The organism is Bradyrhizobium manausense (assembly GCF_018130615.1).
Classification (GTDB): Bacteria; Pseudomonadota; Alphaproteobacteria; order Rhizobiales; family Xanthobacteraceae; genus Bradyrhizobium; species Bradyrhizobium manausense_A.
In genome coordinates this window covers 47,421-67,625 of the sequence record NZ_JAFCKB010000024.1, presented here as the reverse complement: position 1 = coordinate 67,625, position 20,205 = coordinate 47,421, and the positions used below count along the sequence as shown (strand labels likewise).

The following is a 20,205-nucleotide window of genomic DNA, read 5'->3' as shown; positions in this document are numbered from 1 at the left end:
GGCCGGGACAAGCCGGGACAAGCCCGGCCATGACGAAAACGTTCACGTCTTCGCCGTCGCCAACACCCGCACCGCGATGGCCACGCACACCACCATCAAGGCTGCGGCCAGCAAGAACGGCGCGCCGGGCAAATGCAGCGGCGCGCTGCTGCCGATAAAATATGAAAATGTCAGCGTGAACAGGAACGGGCCTACGAGCTGCGACACGCTCTGTACGCTTCCAGTCGCGCCCTGCAACTGGCCCTGCTGATCGGGAGCGACCAGCCGCGTCATCAGCGACTGGAGTGCGGCGCCCGAGATTCCCCACAGCGACATCACGGGAATGCCGAGCCAGAACAGCGGTCCGGTCGGCGCGCTGCCGAAGATCACAAATCCGACGGCGCCACAGCACAATCCCAGCAACAGGGCTCCGCGCTCGCCAAGCAGGCGCACGATCGGGCTGATCGCGAGCCCCTGCACCACCATGGTGCAGACGCCGACCATCGCGAGAGTCAATCCAACGGTCTTCGAATCCCAGCCATAGCGATAGGTGGCATAGAGCACGAATGTCGAGGGCAGCACGACATGTGCGACCTGCGCGATGAAATTGACGACCGACAGCGCCGTCAGCTCTGCATTGGACCGCAACAGATGCACCGCGCCGACCGGATTGGCGCTGATCCAGCGGAACGCCGCGCGCTTTTCCGACGCCAGCGATTCCGGCAGGATCAGCAGGCCGTAGATCGCATTGGCAAAGCTCAGGGCTGCCGACGCCCAGAACGGCAGTCGCGGATCGATGTCACCGAGCAGGCCGCCCAGCGCCGGGCCGAGGATGAATCCGGCGCCGAAAGCCGCGCCAATTTTACCGAACACCGCCGCGCGCCGCTCCGGCGGCGTGATGTCGGCGATATAGGCAAAGGCGGTCGAGATACTGGCCGAGGTGATGCCGGAGATCACGCGGCCGACGAACAGCCAGATCAGCGACGGCGCGAGCGCCATCAGCACGTAGTCGGCGGCAAGCCCGAAGTTCGACAGCAGCACCACCGGCCGGCGGCCGAAACGATCCGACAGCGCGCCAAGCAACGGCGAGAACACGAATTGCATCAGCGCCCAGGCCGTGCCGAACAGGCCGAAGATGCGCGCCGCATGCGCGGTGTCGTTGCCGACAAAACTCTCGATCAGCTTGGGCAGGATCGGCATGATCACGCCGAGCGCGAGCATGTCGAGCAGGATGGTGACGAAGATGAAGGCAACCGCCCCGCGCCGGACCGGCGCTGCGCTCTGCGCTATCGCCTCGCCGGCCTCGCCGCTCACGACGGCCGCTTGCGCTTGTGGGCGAATGGGTTGGCCTTCTCGCGCAGGGTGATGCGCACCGGCGTGCCCGGCAGATCGAAAGCCTCGCGCATCGAATTGACGAGGTAGCGCAGGTAAGACTGCGGCACCGCGTCCGCGCGCGAGCAGAACAACACGAAGCTCGGCGGGCGCGCCTTGGTCTGGGTGATGTAGTTCAGCTTCAGCCGGCGGCCGGAGACCGCGGGCGGCGGATTGGCCTGGATCGCCTGCTCGAACCAGCGATTGAGTGCGGAGGTCGGCACGCGCCTGTTCCAGAGCGCATAGGCATCCTGGATCGCCTGCATCAGGCGATCGATGCCCTCGCCCATCAGACCGGAGACGGCAACGATCGGCACGCCTTTGAGCTGCGGCAGCCAATGGTCGGCGTCGCGACGCAGCGTCGAGATCGCGCCGCCGCCCTTGGTCTCCATCAGATCCCATTTATTGACGGCGAGCACGACCGCGCGGCCCTCGCGCTCGATCAGGTCGGTGATGCGCAGATCCTGCTCCTCGAAGCGGTTCTGCGAGTCCATCATTATCACGACGACTTCGGCAAAGCGCACCGCGCGCAGCGCATCGGCGACGGAGAGCTTTTCCAGCTTCTCCTCGATGCGCGAGCGGCGGCGAAGACCTGCGGTGTCGAACACGCGAAAATCGCGGCCCTTCCAGTTGATCTCCACCGCGATGGAATCGCGCGTGGTCCCGGCTTCCGGGCTCGTCAGCAGGCGCTCCTCGCCGAGCAGATGGTTGATCAGCGTCGACTTGCCGGCATTGGGACGGCCGACGATGGCGACCCGGATCGGGCGCGTTGCGGCCTCTTCCTCGGTGAGCGGCTCGTCGTCCTCGGCCTCATCCTCCTCGACGGGCGCCGGCATCAGCTTGGCGAGCGCGTCGTAGAGCTCGCCCATGCCTTCGCCATGCTCGGCGGATATCTGGATGGGATCGCCAAGGCCGAGCGCAAAGGATTCCATCGCGCCGGCATCGCCATGCTTGCCTTCGCTCTTGTTGGCGATCAGCAGCACCGGCTTGTTGGCCTTGCGGGCGAAATCGGCGAAGGCGCGATCGGTCGGCGTGAGGCCGATGCGGGCATCGATCACGAAGAACAGCGCATCGGCCTGCGCGATCGCAGTCTCGGTCTGCTCCTGCATGCGCGCGGTCAGCGAGCCCTTGGCGCCCTCGTCAAGACCGGCGGTATCGACGATGGTGAAATCGAGATCGCCGAGCCTGGCTTCACCCTCGCGGCGGTCGCGGGTGACGCCGGGCAGATCGTCGACAAGCGCGAGCTTCTGTCCGACCAGGCGGTTGAACAGCGTCGACTTGCCGACATTGGGCCGGCCGATAATGGCAATCGTAAAGGACATTGGTCATTCGTGCGCCGTCGAGGTAGCGCCTGTCAATTCAGTGAAAAATATCAGCGCGAGAAACTGCCGCTGGGCATCGGCGCCGGGAAGGCGCCCTGCGTCTGCTGTTGCTGGGTGGTCTGCGCCGGCTGCTGTGCGGGTTGCTGGTCCGGCGGCGGTGCGGTGGTGCGCTTGCGGACGATCTTGTGCTTGGGCGGCGGAGCGGCCTGAGCTGGCGCCGCCTCGGGCTGCGCCTCGCCGTCGACCTCGCCGGCCGGCGCCTCAGCAGGTGCAACAGCGGCCGCGGCCGGCTGCTTGCTCTTCTTGCCCTTGGCGGATTTCGACGGTTTGGCCGCCTCAGCGGGCGGTGGCTCGGCCGGCAACGCTGCGACGGCGGGCGCGTTCGGATCCTGCTGCGCGCCCTTGTACATGTCCTTCGGCACGCCCTGCTCAAGACCCGGCACGCCCTCGGGGAAGACCGGCTTGCGGTCGCCCGGCAGCTTCTTCTTGGTGTCGAGGAAGTCGAGCAGATCGCTCGGATCGAATCCGCCGCTGGAGCAGCCGCCCAGGAGGCCCGTAAAGGCGATCAGGACGGCAGCTGCGATCAAACGTGGCGTACGGCGCATATCGGTATCTCGTCTCAGCTCTCGGGGCCGTCAGCTCTCAAGCTTCAGTTGCTCTCAACTTCAGCTCTTGGCGACGGGCGGCAGCAAAGCCTGCAGCGCCTCGGCGCGCGAGCGCAGGCCCGGCGGCGTTTCGCCATCCTCGGCGATCGCGTCGAGCCATTTGCGGGCCGCGCTCATGTCGTTGTTGCGCCAGGCCGACAGCGCGAGCACCTCGCGCGCGCTGTGGCGAAAGGTCGATTTGGGTTCGGCAGACGTTTCCAGCCGCTGCTGGATGTCGGCGTAGCTCGCACTGTCCACCAGCAGACTGGCGGCGCGAACCTTGGCGAGATCCCGCCACTCACTGCCGACGCCGCTGTCGGCGGCGATGTCGTCATACATCTTGGCCGCGGCCTTGGGATCGCGGGCCGACACCTCGGCCGCAGCGCGGAGCCGCGCCAGGGTGCGATAGCCAGACGGAGCCTTGGCGGCCAGATCGGCGAACGCCGTCTCGGCCTCGGCGTGCTTGCCCTGCTCCGACAGCTCAACGGCCTTCTCGAAGGTCGCTCCGGCCTCGGCGGCCTTCTTGGCCTCCAGATACTGGTAACCGCGCCAGCCGCCCACGGCCGCCACGATCAGCACCATCAGGGCGATGAAGTAGAGCGAATATTTGTCCCACAGCTTCTTGAGCTGTTCCCGACGTACTTCCTCGTCGACTTCGTCAAATAATTCAGACACTTAAGCTAATCCCATGCCCGGCCGGGAGCGCGCGCCAGAGTGTGCGCGTCAAAAGCCCGTCCCCACGTCGCGGCGGCGATACCCTATCGATATGGCGGTGGCAAGGCAAAGCAAGCCCGATCAAGGCGTTAACGCGCGATCCGGGATATCCCGGTGCCCCACCGACCCGAGTCAGGCCCCGACCAGCAGCTCCCGCAGCTGGCGCTTCACCACCTTGCCATTGGCATTGCGCGGCAGCGGCTCGGCGGTAACCGTCATCGTCTCCGGGACCTTGTAGTCGGACAGCCGCTCGGCGCACCAGGCCCGCAGATCGTCGCTGCCGACCTGCATCCGCGTGACCACGACGGCATGGACGCGCTCGCCGAGCACCGGGCACGGCTTTGCGATGATCGCGCTCTCGACCACGGCGGGATGACCGGCCAGCACGGACTCGACCTCGGCCGAATAGATCTTGAGGCCGCCGCGGTTGATCATGTCCTTCTGCCGGTCGAACACGCGGACGAACCCTTCGGCATCGACCGAGCCGAGATCGCCGGAATGCCAGAAGCCTGCGGTAAAACTCTCGGCCGTCGCTTTCGCGTTGTTCCAGTAGCCCTTGATGACGGAGGCGCTCTGGATCCAGAGCTCGCCGATGTCGCCGGGCGGTAGCTCGCGCCCGTCCGTCCCCATCGCCACGATACGCGCGCCCGGACATGGCAGGCCGACGCTGTCGATATGGCTCTCCGTCAGCTCGCCCGGCATGATCGTCGACGGCGACGTCGTCTCGGTCGCACCGTAGCAGTTCGCAAGCTTGAGGCCTGGGATCGTCGCCTTGAGCTTCTCGATGGTCGCAACCGGCATCGGCGCGCCGCCGAAACCGCCGATGCGCCAGCTCGAGAGATCATAGCTGTCGAAATCCGGCTGCAGCAGGCAAAGATTATACATCGCCGGCACCATCACCGTATAGGTGACGCGCTCGCGCGCGGCGAGCTTGAGATAATCCGCCGCCTTGAATTCCGGCATGATGATCAGCGCGCCAGCGCAGCGAATCATCGTCGTGATGTTGGCGACGGCGCCGGTGACGTGACCGAGCGGAACGGCCGCAATCGAGCGGTCGGCCGCCGTCAATTGCAGGCAGGATACGAACACCATCGAGGAATGCACGATGTTGCAATGGGCGAGCATCGCGCCCTTTGGCTTGCCTGTGGTGCCCGAGGTGTAGAGGATCATTGCGGTATCCTCCTCGCCCACATCGACCGGCACAGGGGCCGGCGCGTTGTCGGCGAGCACCGCGAAGCACGACACAGCCGGATCGCCGTCGATGGCGATGCGATGGACCACGTCAGGCACGTCCTGCGCATCGGGCAGCCGCTCGGCGAGCGCCGCTTCGTGGATCAGGATTTTGGCACCGCAATCGCTGAGCACATAGGCGATCTCCGGCTTCTGCTGGCGCGTGCTGAGCAGCACCGTGACCAGCCCCTCATGCGCGGCTGCGAACAGCAGCAGCGGAAACTCGATGCGGTTACCGAGCAGGATCGCGACGCGATCACCGCGTTGCAGGCCAAGCTTGCGAAAGCCCGATGCAATCCGCGCGGCCTGCTCCACGGCCTGCCGCCAGCTCAGCCGGACATTGCCCCAGACGAGCGCTTCACCATCGCCGTTGCGCACGACAGCCTCCGAGATCATCGCCCAGAGACTTGCCGGCCGATCAGCGAAGGCCGGGACCACCCGGTCGCCAAAACGCGCCTCGAACCGCATCGGCGGAATCTGAGATTGCCACCAGTCCATCGGAGGGTCCTTGTCTTGTTGCTCTTGTCACCTTCCGCGCATGGGCATCGAGGTGAAGTCTTGCGCTGATCGGCTAGCCGCTCATCACGGGAACACCGATCACGACAGGATGGAACGCGAACGCCAGCGCCAGATAGGCGACGATACCAACCGCAACCGCGATCAGATCGTTGGTGACACCGCCCACCGGAATCGGCGGACCGCCGGCGTCCTTGCGATGCTTCAACGAAATGCGGTCATACACGCCCCAGCCCAGGAACGAGCCGAACAGGATGATGGAGCCGAGATCGCCATTGGCGAGCAGATGCGCCGCGGCCCACAGCTTGACGCCGGCGAGCATGGGATGCTTCAGCGTCGCATAGATGCGGCCGCGCAGATAGGACGCGACCACCAGGATCACGGCAGGCAGCATTAGCGCGACCGTGATGTGCTTCATCGCTTTCGGCGGATACCAGACATCGATCCAGCCGGTCGCGCGGTAATGGCCAAAGCCCCAGACGATCAGCGCCAGTCCCGCAAGCGAGACGACCGAATAGAGGATCTTGTAGGTCCCCTCGCCCAGCCGCGCGATCGCCTGCGCGCGCGCATCACGTTTCGTTGTAAATACATGGGCGGCGAAAAACAGCACCAGCCCCAGGATCATGACCAGCAGACCCACGACATCCTCCCCTCATGCAGCGCCCCCGGGTATGGCGTATCATCGATTGGCCGCCGGTCGCAACTGATGCGCTACTTGCCGGTCTCGCGGTTATCGACATAGCGGATCGCGATCGGCCGCCCGGCGACCGCACCGCCGAGTCCGCTGGTGAATTTCAGAGGCAGGCACGCCTTCAGCGATGAATTGATCGCATCAAGGTAGGCTGTGCGGGTATCAACAGGGATGCCCGCAGTCGCGTATGTCAGGCGCGGCGGGCCGATCAGGCCCCCTGCCTTGTTGAAACTGAAGCGCACCGACATCTGCATTCCCGTCCGCGCATTGTCCGACGGCGGCGACCAGCAGGTGCGCAGCTCGGCGAAGAGATCGCCGATCGTATCGAGGTCGTGGTCTGGCTTCTGGTATTTGGCCCGGTCAGCTTCAGCCGGCACGCTCTCGACCGTGAGCTGGAGGTTCTGTCCGTAGGGATAATCGATCTCGGGAATACAGGGTCCGGGCTCGAGCGGGCTGCAATAGGACGGCGTGCAGGGCCGGCTATCGAGAACGCTGCACGGCTCATGCGCAAACGGGATCGGATTGATCTGGCGGCGCTGCGCGTCGGCGGCGAGCGTCGAGATCGCCAACAGTATGAGAACGAGAATGCAGCGCCACATGCTTCGAACTCGCGATGTCACGTGAGGGAAACGTGGCACCGGCCGCGATAGCGTCAAGCCCACCGCCGTTCACATGCTCGCGCTCGAACAGCCGGGGAGCGCGCTACCCCTTCTTCTTGACGTCCTTGACGTTGGTGAACTCGATGCCCTCGGCGCGTTCCCTGGTGTAGCCGAGGTAGAATTCGTTCCGGGCCAGATACACGGGATCGCCATCGACGTCGTCGGCGATGCTGGAGGTGTTGGCGGCGATGAAAGTATCGAGCTTCTTGCGATCCTCCGAGGAGACCCAGCGCGCGAGCTGGAACTCGCTCACCTCGAACTCGACCGGCAGCGAATATTCCGCCTCGAGCCGCGCCTTGAGCACGTCGAGCTGCAGCGCGCCGACCACGCCGACCAGCGCCGGCGCTCCGTCGCGCGGACGGAATACCTGAACCACGCCCTCTTCCGACATCTGCTGAAGCGCTTCCTTGAGCTTCTTGGCCTTCATCGCGTCGGTAAGACGAACACGGCGGACGATTTCCGGCGCGAAGCTCGGCACGCCGACGAAATTGAAATCCTCGCCTTCGGTCAGCGTGTCGCCGATCCGCAGCGTGCCGTGATTGGGAATGCCGACGACGTCGCCGGCAAAGGCTTCGTCCGCGACCGAACGGTCCTGGGCAAAGAAGAATTGCGGGCTCGACAGCGGCATGCTCTTGCCGGTGCGCACGAGCTTGGCCTTCATGCCGCGGCTGAGCTTGCCGGAGCAGAGGCGCGCGAACGCAATGCGGTCGCGGTGGTTCGGATCCATGTTGGCCTGGATCTTGAAAACGAAGGCGCTCATGCGCGGATCGGTGGCTTCGACCTTGCGCTGATCGCTGTCCTGCGCGCGCGGCTCGGGCGCAAACCTGCCAAGGCCCTCCAAGAGGTCACCGACGCCAAAATTGCGCAGCGCGCTGCCGAAATAGACCGGCGTCAGATGCCCCTCCCGAAACGCCTCGAGCTCGAACGGCTTTGAGGCCTCGGTCACGAGCTCGAGCTCGTCCTTTACCGCTCCGACGTCGAGATTGGCGTTGAGCTTGGCCAGCTCCTCGATCTCGATCTGCTGCGCGGCTCCGGTCTTGGCGCCGCCGCCTTCCAGCAGGCGCACGCCGCCATTGACGACGTCGTAGGTGCCGAGGAAGTCGCGACCGCGGCCGACCGGCCAGGTCATCGGCGTGGTGTCGAGCGCCAGCGTCTTCTCGATCTCGTCGAGCAGCTCGAAAACATCGCGGCTCTCGCGATCCATCTTGTTGATGAACGTGATGATCGGGATGTCGCGGAGGCGACAGACCTCGAACAGCTTGCGGGTTCGCGCTTCGATGCCCTTGGCGGCGTCGATCACCATGACGGCGGAATCGACCGCCGTGAGCGTGCGGTAGGTGTCTTCCGAAAAGTCCTCGTGGCCCGGCGTGTCCAGCAGGTTGAAGACGAGGCCCTCGAACTCGAAGGTCATCACCGAGGTCACGACCGAGATGCCGCGTTCGCGCTCGATCTTCATCCAGTCCGAACGCGTGTTGCGCCGCTCGCCCTTGGCCTTGACCTGACCGGCCAGGTTGATGGCGCCGCCGAACAGCAGCAGCTTCTCGGTCAGCGTCGTCTTGCCGGCGTCCGGGTGCGAGATGATCGCAAAGGTGCGTCGGCGCGCCACTTCGGTGGCAAGCGGGGAACGGGCCGGCGAGTCGGCTGTGGTGGCGATGTCGGACATGGCGGGAGCGTTTGGCAGGGAAAATGGGCCCAATCAAGCCTCATTTGGTGATTGCGGAGCCCTTCAGCCAGCCCCATATCGGGCTTCTAGTAGGTCTTTGGGGAGGACGACCTCCCTGCTTGTCAGCATATTGGCCTCGGGGACGGCCCTGCCTTGAATGGAGGGTCGTCATGGCCTGGAGCATCCTGTTCGTCGCCGGGCTTCTCGAGATCACCTGGGCGATCGGCCTGAAATACACCGAAGGCTTCAGCAAGCTGGTTCCCTCCGCCATCACGCTGGCGGCCATGGCCGGCAGCGTCATCCTGCTTGGACTTGCCCTCAAGTCGTTGCCCGTCGGAACGGCCTATGCAGTCTGGACCGGCATCGGGGCGGTCGGCACTGCGACGCTGGGCATCATGCTGTTCGGCGAGCCCGCCACGGCGCTCCGCCTCGCCAGTATCGGGCTGATCGTGGCCGGCATCGTCGGGCTGAAGCTCGTTACTTGAAGATCTGCACGGCCCACCAGCTCAGCGCCGCGACGATGGCCGAGGCCGGGATCGTGATCACCCAGGCATAGACGATCGAGCTCGCCACGTTCCAGCGCACCGCCGAAACGCGACGGGCCGCACCGACGCCGACGATGGCACCGGTGATGGTATGCGTGGTCGAGACGGGAACGCCGAGGAAGGTCGCCATGAACAGGGTCGCTGCGCCCCCCGTCTCGGCGCAGAACCCCTGCATCGGCGTCAGCTTGGTGATGCGCAGGCCCATGGTGCGAACGATGCGCCAGCCGCCCATCAGCGTGCCCAGCGCCATCGCCGCCTGGCACGACAGCACCACCCAGAACGGCACCGTGAATTCGCCGCCGAGATGGCCCTGCGAATAGAGCAGCACGGCGATGATGCCCATGGTCTTCTGCGCGTCGTTGCCGCCGTGGCCGAGCGAATAAAGCGAGGCGGAGGCGAATTGCAGGATGCGGAAGGCGCGATCGACGGCGAACGGTGTCGAGCGCACCGAGGCCCAGGACACGATCGCGACCAGCATCATCGCAAGCAGGAAGCCGACCAGCGGCGACAGCACGATCGCCAGAACCGCCTTGGTCAATCCGCTCCAGACCGCCGCCGATATTCCGGCCTTGGCCATGCCGCCGCCGACGAGGCCGCCGATCAGCGCATGCGACGACGACGACGGAATGCCGAGCGCCCAAGTCACGAGATTCCAGACGATGGCGCCGACCAGCGCCGCGAAGATCACCTGGGCATCGACGATCGCGGGATCGATGATGCCGGTGCCGATGGTCTGGGCGACGTGAAGCCCGAACACCATGAACGCGACGAAATTGAAGAACGCAGCCCAGATGACTGCGAATTGCGGTCGCAGCACCCGGGTCGAGACGATGGTCGCGATCGAATTGGCGGCGTCGTGCAAGCCGTTCAGGAAGTCGAACAGCAGCGCGACGGCGATCAGTCCGACCAGGATGGGAAGACCCAACGCAGCATCCACGGCCCGGCCCTGCCTAAACTTGCTCGATGACGATGCTGTTGATCTCGTTCGCGACGTCGTCGAAGCGATCGGCCACCTTTTCAAGGTGATCGTAGATCTCGACGCCGACGATGAAATCCATCGCGCTGCCGTTGCGGTGCTTGAGGAACAGCTCCTTCAGACCGATGTCGTGGAGATCGTCGACACGGCCCTCGAGCTTGGTCAGTTCCTCCGTGATCGCGGTCAGCATCGCAACGTTCGGGCCGATCGCCTGCATCAAGGGCAGCGCACGTCCGACCAGATTGGCGCATTCGATCAGAAGCGCGCCGATTTCGCGCATCGGCGGCTCGAAGGTGCGGACCTCGAACAGCATCACGGCTTTCGCCGTCTGCTGCATCTGGTCGATGGCATCGTCGAGCGAGGTGATGAGGTTCTTGATGTCGCCGCGGTCGAACGGCGTGATGAAGGTGCGCCGCACCGCCGTCAGCACCTCGCGCGTGATGTTGTCGGCATCGTTCTCGAACTGGCTGACGCGCTGGCAATAGACCGGCGTCTCCTCGCCGCCGTTCAGCACCCCCTGAAGCGCGATCGCGCCCTGGATCACGGTCTGGGCATGGCGGTCGAACAGGTCGAAGAACCGTTCTTCCTTGGGCAGGAAAGCGCGAAACCAACGCATCATGGGAATAGTCTACCGGTTGGAAATGACCCGGCCCGAATGAGCCGTCACGAAACCGTCATAGACCATTTTGGCTCCGCGCGCGTGCAAACTCGCGCCCGCGGCGCCGGATCATCCACCGGATTCGGTCGGCAATAAATCTTCTGCGATATCAATCGCTTAAAGCGATCTCCGGAAGTAATGCGCGATTTCGCCGATGACGCCACGGCGGAAGGTGAGCACGCAGATCACGAAGATCGAGCCCTGGATCACCGTCACCCACTGACCGAAGCCCGCCAGATATTGCTGCATGGCGATGATCACGAAGGCGCCGACCACGGGACCGAAGATGGTGCCGAGGCCGCCGACCAATGTCATCAGCACCACTTCGCCCGACATCGACCAATGCACGTCGGTGAGCGAGGCGTTCTGCGCCACGAATACCTTCAGCGCACCGGCAAAGCCGGCCAGCGTTCCGGACAGCACAAATGCCAGGAACTTGTACTGGTCGGTGCGGTAACCGAGCGAGATCGCGCGCGGCTCGTTCTCGCGGATCGACTTCAGAACCTCGCCGAACGGCGAGTTGATGATGCGGTAGATCAGCAGGAAGCCCGCGAGGAAGCCGGCCAGCACGACGTAATAGAGCACCGTCGGCTTGGACAGGTCGAGCACGCCGAACATGTGCCCCTGCGGAATGCCCTGGATGCCGTCCTCGCCATGGGTGAACGGCGCCTGGAGGTAGATGAAATACAGGAGCTGCGACAGCGCCAGCGTGATCATCGAAAAATAGATGCCCTGGCGGCGGATCGAGATGTAGCCGGTGATGAGCGACAGCCCGAATGCCGCGGCGATGCCGACGAGGATGCCGAGCTCGGGCGGCAGCCCCCACACCTTCAGCGCGTGCGCGCTGCAATAGCCGGCGGTGCCCATGAACATCGCGTGGCCGAACGACAACAGGCCGCCATAGCCGATCAGGAGATTGAAGGCGCAGGCGAGCAGCGCAAAGCACAGCGCCTGCATCACGAAGAACGGATAGACCCCGGTAAAGGGCACCGACGCCAGCAGCAGCGCCATCACCACGAAGGCGATCATCTCGTCACGCATCGCGCGCGGGCTCATCGGCAGCGTGTCGTCCGTCAAGGCTGTCATCTCAGGCTGCCCTTCCCGTCAATCCCGTTGGCTTCACCAAGAGCACCAGCACCATCAGCACAAAGACGACGGTGTTGGAGGCCTCGGGGTAGAAATACTTGGTCAGGCCCTCGATCACGCCCAGCGCGAAGCCGGTGATGATGGAGCCCATGATCGAGCCCATGCCGCCGATCACGACCACCGCGAACACGACGATGATGAGGTCGGCGCCCATCAGCGGCCGGACCTGGTTGATCGGCGCCGAGAGCACGCCCGCGAGCGCGGCAAGACCGACGCCGAGGCCGTAGGTGAGCGTGATCATCCGCGGCACGTTGATGCCGAAGGCACGCACCAGCGTCGGATTTTCAGTGGCGGCGCGCAAATAGGCGCCGAGCCGGGTCTTCTCGATCAGGAACCAGGTCGCCAGGCACACCACCAGCGAGAAGATGACGACCCAGCCGCGGTAGACGGGCAAGAACATGAAGCCGAGATTCATGCCGCCCTTGAGCTGGTCCGGAATGGCGTAAGGCAGGCCGGAGGAGCCGAAATAGTTCTGGAACACGCCCTGCACGATCAGCGCGATGCCGAAGGTCAGCAGCAGTCCGTAGAGATGGTCGAGCCCGGTCAGCCATTGCAGCATGGTCCGCTCCAGGATCATGCCGAAGATGCCGACGATGATCGGCGCCAGCAGCAGCGCCCACCAGTAGTTGATGCCGCCGAGGTTCAGCAGGAAATAGGCGACGAAGGCGCCCATCATGTAGAGCGCGCCATGGGCGAAATTGATGATGTTGAGCATGCCGAAGATCACGGCAAGCCCGAGACTGAGCAGCGCGTAGAACGAGCCGTTGATCAATCCCACCAGTAGCTGTGCGTAGAGAGCCTGCATCGATCCAGCACCCAGTCCCTTCGGCGTTCCCTAGAGCCATTTCCGCTCCGATGGAATCGGAACGGGGCTCGTTGTTCTGACGCGTCTTCTTTACGCGAACCGGTATCCACTTCGCTCGAAAACGGTTTGGAGCGCCCGCCGGCTCGCCGCCGGCGGGCTTGTTGGTCTTACTTCTTGAGCAGCGCGCACTTGCTTTCGGACAGCGGCGTGAAGGCCTGGTCGCCCGGCACCGTGCCGACGAGCTTGTAGAAGTCCCACGGTCCCTTGGACTCGGAAGGCTTCTTCACCTCGAACAGATAGGCGTTGTGAATGGTGCGGCCATTGGGCTGGATCTCGCCCTTGCCGAACAGATCGTCTTCCGTCGGCATCGACTTCATCTTCTCGACGACCTTGAGACCGTCATGCGGATTGCCGCCCAGCGCTTCCAGCGCCTTGAGATAGTGGCGCACGCCGGCATAGACGCCCGCCTGAACCATGGTCGGCGGCGCGCTGTTCTTCATCTTCTCCGCAAAGCGCTTGGAGAAGGCCCGGGTCTGGTCGTTCATGTCCCAGTAGAACGTCTCGGTGAAGTTCAGGCCTTGCGCGGTTTCCAGACCGATCGCCTTGACGTCGGTGAGGAACAGCAGAAGCGCGGCGAGCTTCTGGCCGCCCTTGACGATACCGAACTCGGCTGCCTGCTTGATGGTGTTGGTGGTGTCGCCGCCGGCATTGGCAAGACCGATGATCTTGGCCTTGGAGGCCTGCGCCTGCAGCAGGAAGGACGAGAAGTCCGGCGTATTCAGCGGATGCTTGACGCCGCCAACCACCTTGCCGCCATTGGCCGTGATCACCGCCGTGGTGTCGCGCTCGAGCGCTGCGCCGAAGGCATAGTCGGCGGTCAGGAAGAACCAGGTGTCGCCACCGGCCTTCACCAGCGCCTGGCCGGTGGTGTGGGCCAGCATGTAGGTGTCATAGGTCCAGTGCACGGTGTTGGGCGAGCACTGCGCGTTGGTGAGGTCCGAGGTCGCCGCGCCCGAATTGATGTAGACGCCGTTCTTTTCCTTGACGACGTTGTTGACGGCGAGCGCCACGCCGGAGTTCGGCACGTCGACGATGAGGTCGACCTTGTCAACGTCGAACCACTGCCGCGCAATCGCGGTGCCGATGTCCGGCTTGTTCTGGTGGTCGCCGGAGATGATGTCGATCTTCCAGCCCTTGCCCGCGAGGCCGGAATCCTCGACGGCCATCTGGGCAGCGAGCGTCGAGCCGGGACCGCCGAGGTCGGCATAGAGGCCGGACTGGTCGGACAACGCGCCGATCTTGACGGTCTTGTCCTGTGCGAAGCCGGCGCCAGCGGTGGTCACGGCCAACGCCGTGCCGAGCAACAACGATGCAATCGACTTTTTCATGTGACTTCCCTCGTAAATTCTCTCTTCGCCGCCGCTCTTGTCCGCCCCACTTTGGGCCGCACTAGACGCCGAGATAGGTGTGAAGCTTGTCCATGTTGGCGGCAAGCTCCGCATTGGCAAATCCGTCGATGATCTTGCCGTGCTCGACGACGTAATAGCGGTCGGCGACGGTGGATGCGAAACGGAAGTTCTGCTCGACAAGGAGGATCGTGAAGCCCTCCTTCTTGAGTCGCGCTATGGTGTGGCCGATCTGCTGAATGATGACAGGCGCAAGACCTTCGGTCGGCTCGTCCAGCATCAGGAAGCTCGCGCCCGTGCGCAGGATTCGCGCGATCGCGAGCATCTGCTGCTCACCGCCGGACAGCTTGGTGCCCTGGCTGTTGAGGCGTTCCTTCAGGTTCGGAAACAGGTCGAAGATCTGCTCGAGCGGCAATCCGCCTGCGCGCACCACCGGCGGCAGCAACAGGTTCTCCCGCACGTCGAGACTGGAGAAGATTCCGCGCTCCTCCGGGCAGAACGCGATACCCATCCGCGCGATCTTGTCGGAGGTCGCGCGAATGATCTCCTGGTTGTTGAATTTGATCGAGCCGGCACGTTTGCCGATGATGCCCATGATCGATTTCAGCGTGGTCGTCTTGCCGGCGCCGTTGCGGCCCAGCAGCGTGACGACCTCGCCCGCATTCACGTCGAAATTGATCCCGTGCAGGATGTGGGACTCGCCGTACCAGGCCTCCAAGTTGCGAACCTGGAGAATGTTGCCGCCGGATGCGGCCTTCACTGGCGCCTCGGTCATTGCAGTCTCAGGCATGACCCGCTCCCAGATAGGCTTCCTTGACGCGCTCGTCCTTGGTGAGTTCGCTGTAGTGGCCCTGCGCAAGCACCTGCCCGCGCGTGAGCACGGTGATGATGTCGGAGAGGTTGGCCACCACGCTCAGATTATGCTCGACCATCAGGATTGTGTATTTTGCCGAGATGCGCTTGATCAGCGCCGCGATCTTGTCGATGTCCTCGTGGCCCATGCCGGCCATCGGCTCGTCCAGCAGCATCATCTCCGGATCGAGCGCGAGCGTGGTTGCGATCTCGAGCGCGCGCTTGCGCCCATAGGCCATCTCGACCGCCGGCGTGTTGGCGAACTCGCTGAGACCCACATCGTTCAACAACTCGCGCGCGCGTTCGTTGAATTGATTCAGCACCGACTTGGAGCGCCAGAAATCGAAGGAGCTGCCGTGCTGGCGCTGGAGCGCTACGCGGACATTCTCCAGTGCAGTCATGTGCGGAAATACCGCCGAAATCTGGAATGAACGCACCAGTCCCAGGCGCGCCACGTCAGCTGGCGCCATCGCGGTGATGTCCTGTCCCTTGTACAGGATTTTTCCGGCAGACGGTTTGAGGAACTTGGTCAGAAGATTGAAGCACGTCGTCTTGCCGGCACCGTTCGGCCCGATCAACGCGTGGATACTGCCACGGCGAACCTTGAGCGCAACGTCGCGGACGGCAAAGAAGCCCGCGAACTCCTTGGTCAAGCCTTCCGTTTCGAGAATGAACTCATCGGCCAAACAGATTTCCCCCTGCCCGCGCAATGCGCGCGGCTATCCTTGTTTCCTTCGGCTTTCCGAGGCTTTGGAGCCTGTCCCGGAACGCCGCCTCCGGGCGCGGAATATGCCGGAGGTGACGGGGGTTAGGCAAGGCGGAAAGCTGAGCAGGTCAGGCCTTTGGCCGGGAGTCTTATGCTCCCTTAGTTGGAGGCTTTGTGATGTCGCCTGCCGGCCTCCCGGTTCGCAAAACACCGGTCATCAAGTCGTCGTTAACGGTCTTAGGTCCCGCGCGCCAGCCTTCATCAAAAATTTTACCGCAAGCGAGATCATGCGCGCGTTTCATTCGCCGGGATATTGTTTTGGATTTCGCCAGCGCCGCTCCCTCCGCCATCAAGTCGATCAAGCAGCGTGACCTGCTCAACACGTGGCTGCGACTTTATGCGCGCCAGCAGACCGCGCCGGCGATCTGGGAATATCAGCCTGCGCGACTCGAGGAAGAGCTGTCCGATCTCATCTATTACACCGTGGACAATTCGGCGCCGACGCCGCGCCTGACCATCCAGAGCGAGGGCACGCGAATCTCGCGCGCCTATGGCCTTACCGGCAAGGGCGCTCTGCTGGAGGATTATGTCGGGCCGCTTCTCGCGCCCTTCGTGATGCCGATCTACCACGAATGCGTGGCGCGCGGCCTTCCGGTCTACAGCGTTGCCGACGTCGACGACATCTACGGTCGCGTCGTCGCCTATGAACGGCTGCTGCTGCCGTTCCTGACCGACGACAAGGTCAGCCACGTCATCGCTTCGCTCAAGACGTTCTGCGAGGATGGCGGCTTCGAGATCAAGAATCTGCTGCGCGGAAGTGACGCGCTGCCGCGGCCGAAACTGCGCGTGGTGATCGACCGCGACCTGTTTCACCGCGCCCCTGGCCGCATTGCCGCCGCCGAAATCGTCGAATTCGCCGATCAGTCCGGCGGTCCCGAGGTCCCGCCCGAGATCATCGAGCTGAACTAGCTCTTGATCAGCCCTTGCGCGCTTTGGCGCCGACTTCCTTGTCGTAAATGTCGGGCTTGAAGCCAACCAGGAGCTTGCCGCCGATTTCGAGCACCGGCCGCTTGATCATCGATGGTTGCGCTAGCATCAGCGACAGCGCCTTCTTCTCGGTCAAGCCTTCCTTGTCGGCATCCGGCAGTTTCTTGAAGGTCGTGCCGGCGCGATTGAGCAAGGTCTCCCAGCCGAGCTTATCGCTCCATTGCTTGAGCTTGTCCTTCTCCACGCCAGAGGCCTTGTAATCGTGGAACTCGTAGGCAACGCCATGGGTGTCGAGCCAGGCGCGGGCCTTCTTCATGGTGTCGCAGTTCTTGATGCCGTAGATGGTGTTGGGCAAGACGGTCCTCGCGTTTTACGTCCCCTCGCGTTGTACGCAACCCCACATCGCGCGACAATGTTGCGAACGACGCTTTCGACATCTTCCGAACGGACACACCATGCACGTCACCCACGATCCCGCCGCATCCGCCTCGCCGACCATCGACTTCAGCACGTTCCTCGCAGTCGATATCCGCGTCGGCACCGTCATCGACGCCAAGCCCTTTCCCGAGGCGCGCAAGCCGGCCTGGCGGCTGTGGATCGACTTCGGCCCGGCCATCGGCGTGCGCAAGAGTTCGGCGCAGATCACCGAGAACCATCCGCTCGAGACGCTGGTGGGACAGCAGGTCGCTGCCGTCGTCAATTTCCCGCCGCGCCAGATCGGACCCGTGGTCTCCGAGGTGCTGACGCTCGGCTTTCCTGACGCCGACGGCAAGGTCGTGCTGATGCAGCCGAGCAAGCCGGTGCCGAACGGCGGGCGGCTGTTCTAGCGGCGGCTCTTCTCCCACCGGCCCCTCAGCGTCCAGCCTCTTCGGTCAAATCCTCCGGACTTGACCACGATCATCCTTTACGGATAAAACTGACTGACTGGTCGTTTTTTATAAACCGCCTTCCTAACGTTCCTGCGGCGACCAACCAAAACGATCGATCTGTCAGTTATTTACGGACGGGACGGATGCCCAAGATCAGCGACCAGAAGCGTGAAGACCGGCGGCAGCAGATCCTCGAGGCGGCCCTCGCCTGCTTCTCCGAAGACGGATTTCACCAGACCGGCATGGCCGATATCGTCAAGCGATCGGGCCTGAGCCACGGCGCGGTCTACCTCTACTTCCAGAGCAAGGACGATCTGATCGAGGCGCTCGCCGACGACAGGCATCGTCGCGAGGCCGTTCTCAACTCGGTCGCACAAGGCTCCGGAGATGCGATCGAGGGACTGCACGCGCTGGTGCGCGTCTACGCGCAATGGCTCACCGATCCCGCGGGCGAAGCGCGGCGCCGCGTCGGCATTCACGGCTGGGCCGAAGCGCTGCGCAACCACCGTGTCCGCAGCAGCGTGGTTGAAGGCATCGACATGCCGCGGGCCCTGATCGCGACCCTGGTCGAGCGTGGCCAGCACGACGGCCTGATCAAGCGCGACCTCGGCGCGGATGCAATCGCGCGCGTGCTGATCGCAACCTTCCAGGGCTTTGTGCTGCAGAAATGCTGGGGCGAGGATTTTGACATCGCCGGCTGCATGGCGGCAGTCGACGCCGTGATCGACGGCTTTCGCACCGCCAAGCCGCATATCAAGCGACGAACGCGGGCGTGACCGATGTCGGGGATGTACGACCTTCTTGCTGGTGCCGGCGTCGGTCTCGTCAGTGGATTGACCTCGGGCTTCATGGGAACGAGCCCCGGCGGCGGCCTCGTCATCTTCAGCGTATTGCTGCTCGGCGCAGAGCAACACGTCGCCCAGGGTACGTCGCTGATCACGCAGATTCCACCGACCGGCCTCGCCGGCGTGCGCCGCTACTGGCAGAACGGCAATCGTAGCCCGCTGTCATGGATCGTCTGGATCGGCATCGGATTTCTGATCGGCGGCGCGGGCGGCGGTTATGCCGCGGCCGCCGTCTCCGATGTGGTCCTGCAATGGACCTATGTCGCCTATCTCGTCGCGCTGATCGCGCTTTTGATCCTGCGCCGTGACCGCAAGGACGGCGGCAGCGGGACCGGTGAACGCGACCAACTTCCCTGGCTCCCCCTGCTCCTCATCGGCGGGCTCGCGGGCTTCTCCTCCGGCTTCATGGGCATCGGCGGCGGGCTCGCGATCACGGTCGGCCTCGCCGCCGGACTCCGCGTGCCGCAACATCAGGCGCAACTCGTCAGCCTGATCTTCTCGGTCGTCCCGACCAACGTTCCGGCTGCCTGGATCTACTGGAGCAAGGGATTGATGGTCGGCTGGCCGGCCATCCTCGGCATCGTTGCCGGCCTCTGGATCGGCACCGATCTCGGCGCCCGCGCGGCCAACGGCGTCAGCAAAGTGGCGCTACGCCGGAGCATGATCGGGCTCGTCGCGCTTATGGCGATCTACATGAGCTACAAGGCGCTGAGCTAGTTTCACGGACGCTTCGGAATGTTCAATCCGCGCTCCACGGCCGGCCGCGCCAGGGCGCGTTCGAGCCAGGCACCGACCGATTTGAACTGGCCGAATGCAACGAGATCGCCCGCGCCGTAGAAGCCGACGAGGTTGCGCACCCAGCCGAGCATGGAGATGTCGGCAATGGTGTAATCGTCATCCATAAACCACTGCCGGCCTGAAAGATGCGCGTCCATCACGCCGAGCAGACGCTTGGACTCGCCCACGTAACGCTCCAGCGGGCGCTTGTCCTCAAAATCCTTGCCGGCGAATTTGTGGAAGAAGCCGACCTGTCCGAACATCGGCCCGATGCCGCCCATCTGGAAGTGCACCCACTGGATGGTCTGGTAGCGCCGCGCCGCGTCCTGCGGCAGCAGCTTGCCGGTCTTCTCCGCGAGATATTGCAGGATCGCGCCCGACTCGAACAGCGCCAGCGGCCTGCCGCCGGGGCCGTTGGGATCGAGGATCGCCGGAATCTTGCCGTTGGGATTGAGCGAGAGAAATTCCGGCGTCTTCTGATCGTCTTTGCCGAAATCGACCAGATGAACCTCGTAAGGCAGTCCGATCTCCTCCAGCATGATGGAGACCTTGACGCCGTTCGGCGTCGGCAGCGAATAGAGCTGAAGCAATTCCGGATGCTTGGCAGGCCAGCGCTTGGTGATGGGAAAGGCGGACAGATCAGACATCGGAACCCCGGCTGCTTGCGTGAGAGTCCGCCTAATCTAGGCGAGCCGGGACATGGCGCAAGGCCGGGACGTCGTCACATCAATATTCAGCCGCGAAATCCGGTCATAATGGCCGCAGCAGATGACTGGTGGCATAGAGCACATCGTGCTGGACGCGCTGCTCGATGAAGGACTGCCCGGTGACGAACAACGCCCCG

The 20,205-nt window shown here is 63.9% G+C and carries 22 protein-coding genes; 5 read left to right on the top strand and 17 right to left on the bottom strand.

Annotated elements, in window-relative coordinates; all coding sequences use genetic code 11:
• Positions 1-42: 42 nt before the first annotated feature.
• The 8 genes from JQ587_RS31915 to JQ587_RS31880 all read right to left on the bottom strand — a co-directional run bounded on the left by JQ587_RS31915 (position 43) and on the right by JQ587_RS31880 (position 8,789).
• Entirely contained in the window at positions 43-1,293 is a 1,251-nt protein-coding gene (locus JQ587_RS31915; RefSeq protein ID WP_212427983.1) for a TCR/Tet family MFS transporter, read from the bottom strand.
• Complete coding sequence (gene der, locus JQ587_RS31910) at positions 1,290-2,672, bottom strand: ribosome biogenesis GTPase Der (protein WP_212427982.1); 1,383 nt, start codon at positions 2,670-2,672, stop codon at positions 1,290-1,292. Before der ends, JQ587_RS31915 begins: the two co-directional genes overlap by 4 nt.
• A gap of 50 nt (positions 2,673-2,722) precedes the next feature.
• Complete coding sequence (locus JQ587_RS31905; protein WP_212427981.1) at positions 2,723-3,277, bottom strand: hypothetical protein; 555 nt, start codon at positions 3,275-3,277, stop codon at positions 2,723-2,725.
• A 60-nt stretch (positions 3,278-3,337) separates the two neighbouring features.
• Positions 3,338-3,991: a tetratricopeptide repeat protein gene (locus JQ587_RS31900; RefSeq protein ID WP_212427980.1), complete on the bottom strand. Its 654-nt coding sequence runs from the start codon at positions 3,989-3,991 to the stop codon at positions 3,338-3,340.
• A 171-nt stretch (positions 3,992-4,162) separates the two neighbouring features.
• On the bottom strand, positions 4,163-5,758 hold the full coding sequence (locus JQ587_RS31895) for a class I adenylate-forming enzyme family protein (protein ID WP_212427979.1): 1,596 nt from the start codon (positions 5,756-5,758) through the stop codon (positions 4,163-4,165).
• Positions 5,759-5,831: 73 nt separating this feature from the next.
• Entirely contained in the window at positions 5,832-6,416 is a 585-nt protein-coding gene (locus JQ587_RS31890) for an NnrU family protein (RefSeq protein ID WP_212427978.1), read from the bottom strand.
• 71 nt (positions 6,417-6,487) lie between these two features.
• Positions 6,488-7,066, bottom strand: a complete 579-nt coding sequence (locus JQ587_RS31885) for a UCP034077 family protein (RefSeq protein ID WP_212427977.1) — start codon at positions 7,064-7,066, stop codon at positions 6,488-6,490.
• 103 nt (positions 7,067-7,169) lie between these two features.
• On the bottom strand, positions 7,170-8,789 hold the full coding sequence (locus JQ587_RS31880) for a peptide chain release factor 3 (protein WP_212299342.1): 1,620 nt from the start codon (positions 8,787-8,789) through the stop codon (positions 7,170-7,172).
• Between the two features lie 170 nt (positions 8,790-8,959).
• Between JQ587_RS31880 and sugE the strand changes: the two genes are divergently transcribed.
• A complete protein-coding gene (gene sugE / locus JQ587_RS31875; RefSeq protein ID WP_212299341.1) occupies positions 8,960-9,274 on the top strand; it encodes a quaternary ammonium compound efflux SMR transporter SugE in 315 nt (104 codons plus the stop codon).
• On the opposite strand, the gene JQ587_RS31870 is transcribed toward sugE, so the two are convergent.
• The 7 genes from JQ587_RS31870 to JQ587_RS31840 form a co-directional block, all read right to left on the bottom strand.
• Positions 9,267-10,271, bottom strand: a complete 1,005-nt coding sequence (locus JQ587_RS31870; RefSeq protein WP_212299340.1) for an inorganic phosphate transporter — start codon at positions 10,269-10,271, stop codon at positions 9,267-9,269. The genes sugE and JQ587_RS31870 overlap by 8 nt on opposite strands.
• 13 nt (positions 10,272-10,284) lie before the next feature.
• Positions 10,285-10,929: a DUF47 domain-containing protein gene (locus tag JQ587_RS31865; RefSeq protein ID WP_212299339.1), complete on the bottom strand. Its 645-nt coding sequence runs from the start codon at positions 10,927-10,929 to the stop codon at positions 10,285-10,287.
• A 156-nt stretch (positions 10,930-11,085) separates the two neighbouring features.
• Positions 11,086-12,054, bottom strand: coding sequence for a branched-chain amino acid ABC transporter permease (locus JQ587_RS31860; protein ID WP_212299338.1), 969 nt, complete (start codon positions 12,052-12,054; stop codon positions 11,086-11,088).
• 1 nt (position 12,055) lies between these two features.
• The gene (locus tag JQ587_RS31855; RefSeq protein ID WP_027557529.1) at positions 12,056-12,919 is read right to left on the bottom strand and encodes a branched-chain amino acid ABC transporter permease; all 864 of its coding nucleotides are present in this window, start codon (positions 12,917-12,919) and stop codon (positions 12,056-12,058) included.
• 167 nt (positions 12,920-13,086) lie between these two features.
• Positions 13,087-14,307: an ABC transporter substrate-binding protein gene (locus JQ587_RS31850; protein ID WP_212427976.1), complete on the bottom strand. Its 1,221-nt coding sequence runs from the start codon at positions 14,305-14,307 to the stop codon at positions 13,087-13,089.
• A 61-nt stretch (positions 14,308-14,368) separates the two neighbouring features.
• Complete coding sequence (locus JQ587_RS31845) at positions 14,369-15,115, bottom strand: ABC transporter ATP-binding protein (RefSeq protein ID WP_212427975.1); 747 nt, start codon at positions 15,113-15,115, stop codon at positions 14,369-14,371.
• A complete protein-coding gene (locus JQ587_RS31840) occupies positions 15,108-15,863 on the bottom strand; it encodes an ABC transporter ATP-binding protein (RefSeq protein WP_212299335.1) in 756 nt (251 codons plus the stop codon). The genes JQ587_RS31845 and JQ587_RS31840 overlap by 8 nt, the downstream gene beginning before the upstream one ends.
• A 338-nt stretch (positions 15,864-16,201) precedes the next feature.
• Here JQ587_RS31840 and JQ587_RS31835 point away from each other — a divergent pair, with 338 nt between their 5' ends.
• The gene (locus JQ587_RS31835; RefSeq protein ID WP_212427974.1) at positions 16,202-16,852 is read left to right on the top strand and encodes a hypothetical protein; all 651 of its coding nucleotides are present in this window, start codon (positions 16,202-16,204) and stop codon (positions 16,850-16,852) included.
• A gap of 7 nt (positions 16,853-16,859) precedes the next feature.
• On the opposite strand, the gene JQ587_RS31830 is transcribed toward JQ587_RS31835, so the two are convergent.
• Positions 16,860-17,225 carry an ArsC family reductase gene (locus JQ587_RS31830; protein WP_212427973.1) on the bottom strand — a complete coding sequence of 122 codons (366 nt, stop codon included), beginning with the start codon at positions 17,223-17,225 and terminating at the stop codon, positions 16,860-16,862.
• Between the two features lie 100 nt (positions 17,226-17,325).
• Here JQ587_RS31830 and JQ587_RS31825 point away from each other — a divergent pair, with 100 nt between their 5' ends.
• The 3 genes from JQ587_RS31825 to JQ587_RS31815 all read left to right on the top strand — a co-directional run bounded on the left by JQ587_RS31825 (position 17,326) and on the right by JQ587_RS31815 (position 19,301).
• On the top strand, positions 17,326-17,697 hold the full coding sequence (locus JQ587_RS31825; protein ID WP_212427972.1) for a tRNA-binding protein: 372 nt from the start codon (positions 17,326-17,328) through the stop codon (positions 17,695-17,697).
• A gap of 185 nt (positions 17,698-17,882) precedes the next feature.
• Positions 17,883-18,515 (top strand): TetR/AcrR family transcriptional regulator, encoded by a 633-nt coding sequence (locus JQ587_RS31820; protein ID WP_212427971.1) that lies wholly within the window; start codon positions 17,883-17,885, stop codon positions 18,513-18,515.
• Between the two features lie 3 nt (positions 18,516-18,518).
• The gene (locus tag JQ587_RS31815) at positions 18,519-19,301 is read left to right on the top strand and encodes a sulfite exporter TauE/SafE family protein (RefSeq protein ID WP_212427970.1); all 783 of its coding nucleotides are present in this window, start codon (positions 18,519-18,521) and stop codon (positions 19,299-19,301) included.
• Between the two features lie 2 nt (positions 19,302-19,303).
• Here the strand turns inward: JQ587_RS31815 and JQ587_RS31810 are convergent, their stop codons facing one another.
• Positions 19,304-20,008 (bottom strand): glutathione S-transferase family protein, encoded by a 705-nt coding sequence (locus tag JQ587_RS31810; RefSeq protein ID WP_212427969.1) that lies wholly within the window; start codon positions 20,006-20,008, stop codon positions 19,304-19,306.
• Positions 20,009-20,205 lie beyond the last annotated feature (197 nt).

Coding starts and splice junctions, on each gene's coding strand:
- JQ587_RS31855 (WP_027557529.1), bottom strand. CDS start 12,919: ATGCAGGCTCTCTACGCACAGCTACTGGTGGGATTGATCAACGGCTCG.
- JQ587_RS31810 (WP_212427969.1), bottom strand. CDS start 20,008: ATGTCTGATCTGTCCGCCTTTCCCATCACCAAGCGCTGGCCTGCCAAG.
- der (WP_212427982.1), bottom strand. CDS start 2,672: ATGTCCTTTACGATTGCCATTATCGGCCGGCCCAATGTCGGCAAGTCG.
- JQ587_RS31860 (WP_212299338.1), bottom strand. CDS start 12,054: ATGACAGCCTTGACGGACGACACGCTGCCGATGAGCCCGCGCGCGATG.
- JQ587_RS31815 (WP_212427970.1), top strand. CDS start 18,519: ATGTCGGGGATGTACGACCTTCTTGCTGGTGCCGGCGTCGGTCTCGTC.
- JQ587_RS31820 (WP_212427971.1), top strand. CDS start 17,883: ATGCCCAAGATCAGCGACCAGAAGCGTGAAGACCGGCGGCAGCAGATC.
- JQ587_RS31825 (WP_212427972.1), top strand. CDS start 17,326: ATGCACGTCACCCACGATCCCGCCGCATCCGCCTCGCCGACCATCGAC.
- sugE (WP_212299341.1), top strand. CDS start 8,960: ATGGCCTGGAGCATCCTGTTCGTCGCCGGGCTTCTCGAGATCACCTGG.
- JQ587_RS31885 (WP_212427977.1), bottom strand. CDS start 7,066: ATGTGGCGCTGCATTCTCGTTCTCATACTGTTGGCGATCTCGACGCTC.
- JQ587_RS31845 (WP_212427975.1), bottom strand. CDS start 15,115: ATGCCTGAGACTGCAATGACCGAGGCGCCAGTGAAGGCCGCATCCGGC.
- JQ587_RS31865 (WP_212299339.1), bottom strand. CDS start 10,929: ATGATGCGTTGGTTTCGCGCTTTCCTGCCCAAGGAAGAACGGTTCTTC.
- JQ587_RS31880 (WP_212299342.1), bottom strand. CDS start 8,789: ATGTCCGACATCGCCACCACAGCCGACTCGCCGGCCCGTTCCCCGCTT.
- JQ587_RS31895 (WP_212427979.1), bottom strand. CDS start 5,758: ATGGACTGGTGGCAATCTCAGATTCCGCCGATGCGGTTCGAGGCGCGT.
- JQ587_RS31850 (WP_212427976.1), bottom strand. CDS start 14,307: ATGAAAAAGTCGATTGCATCGTTGTTGCTCGGCACGGCGTTGGCCGTG.
- JQ587_RS31905 (WP_212427981.1), bottom strand. CDS start 3,277: ATGCGCCGTACGCCACGTTTGATCGCAGCTGCCGTCCTGATCGCCTTT.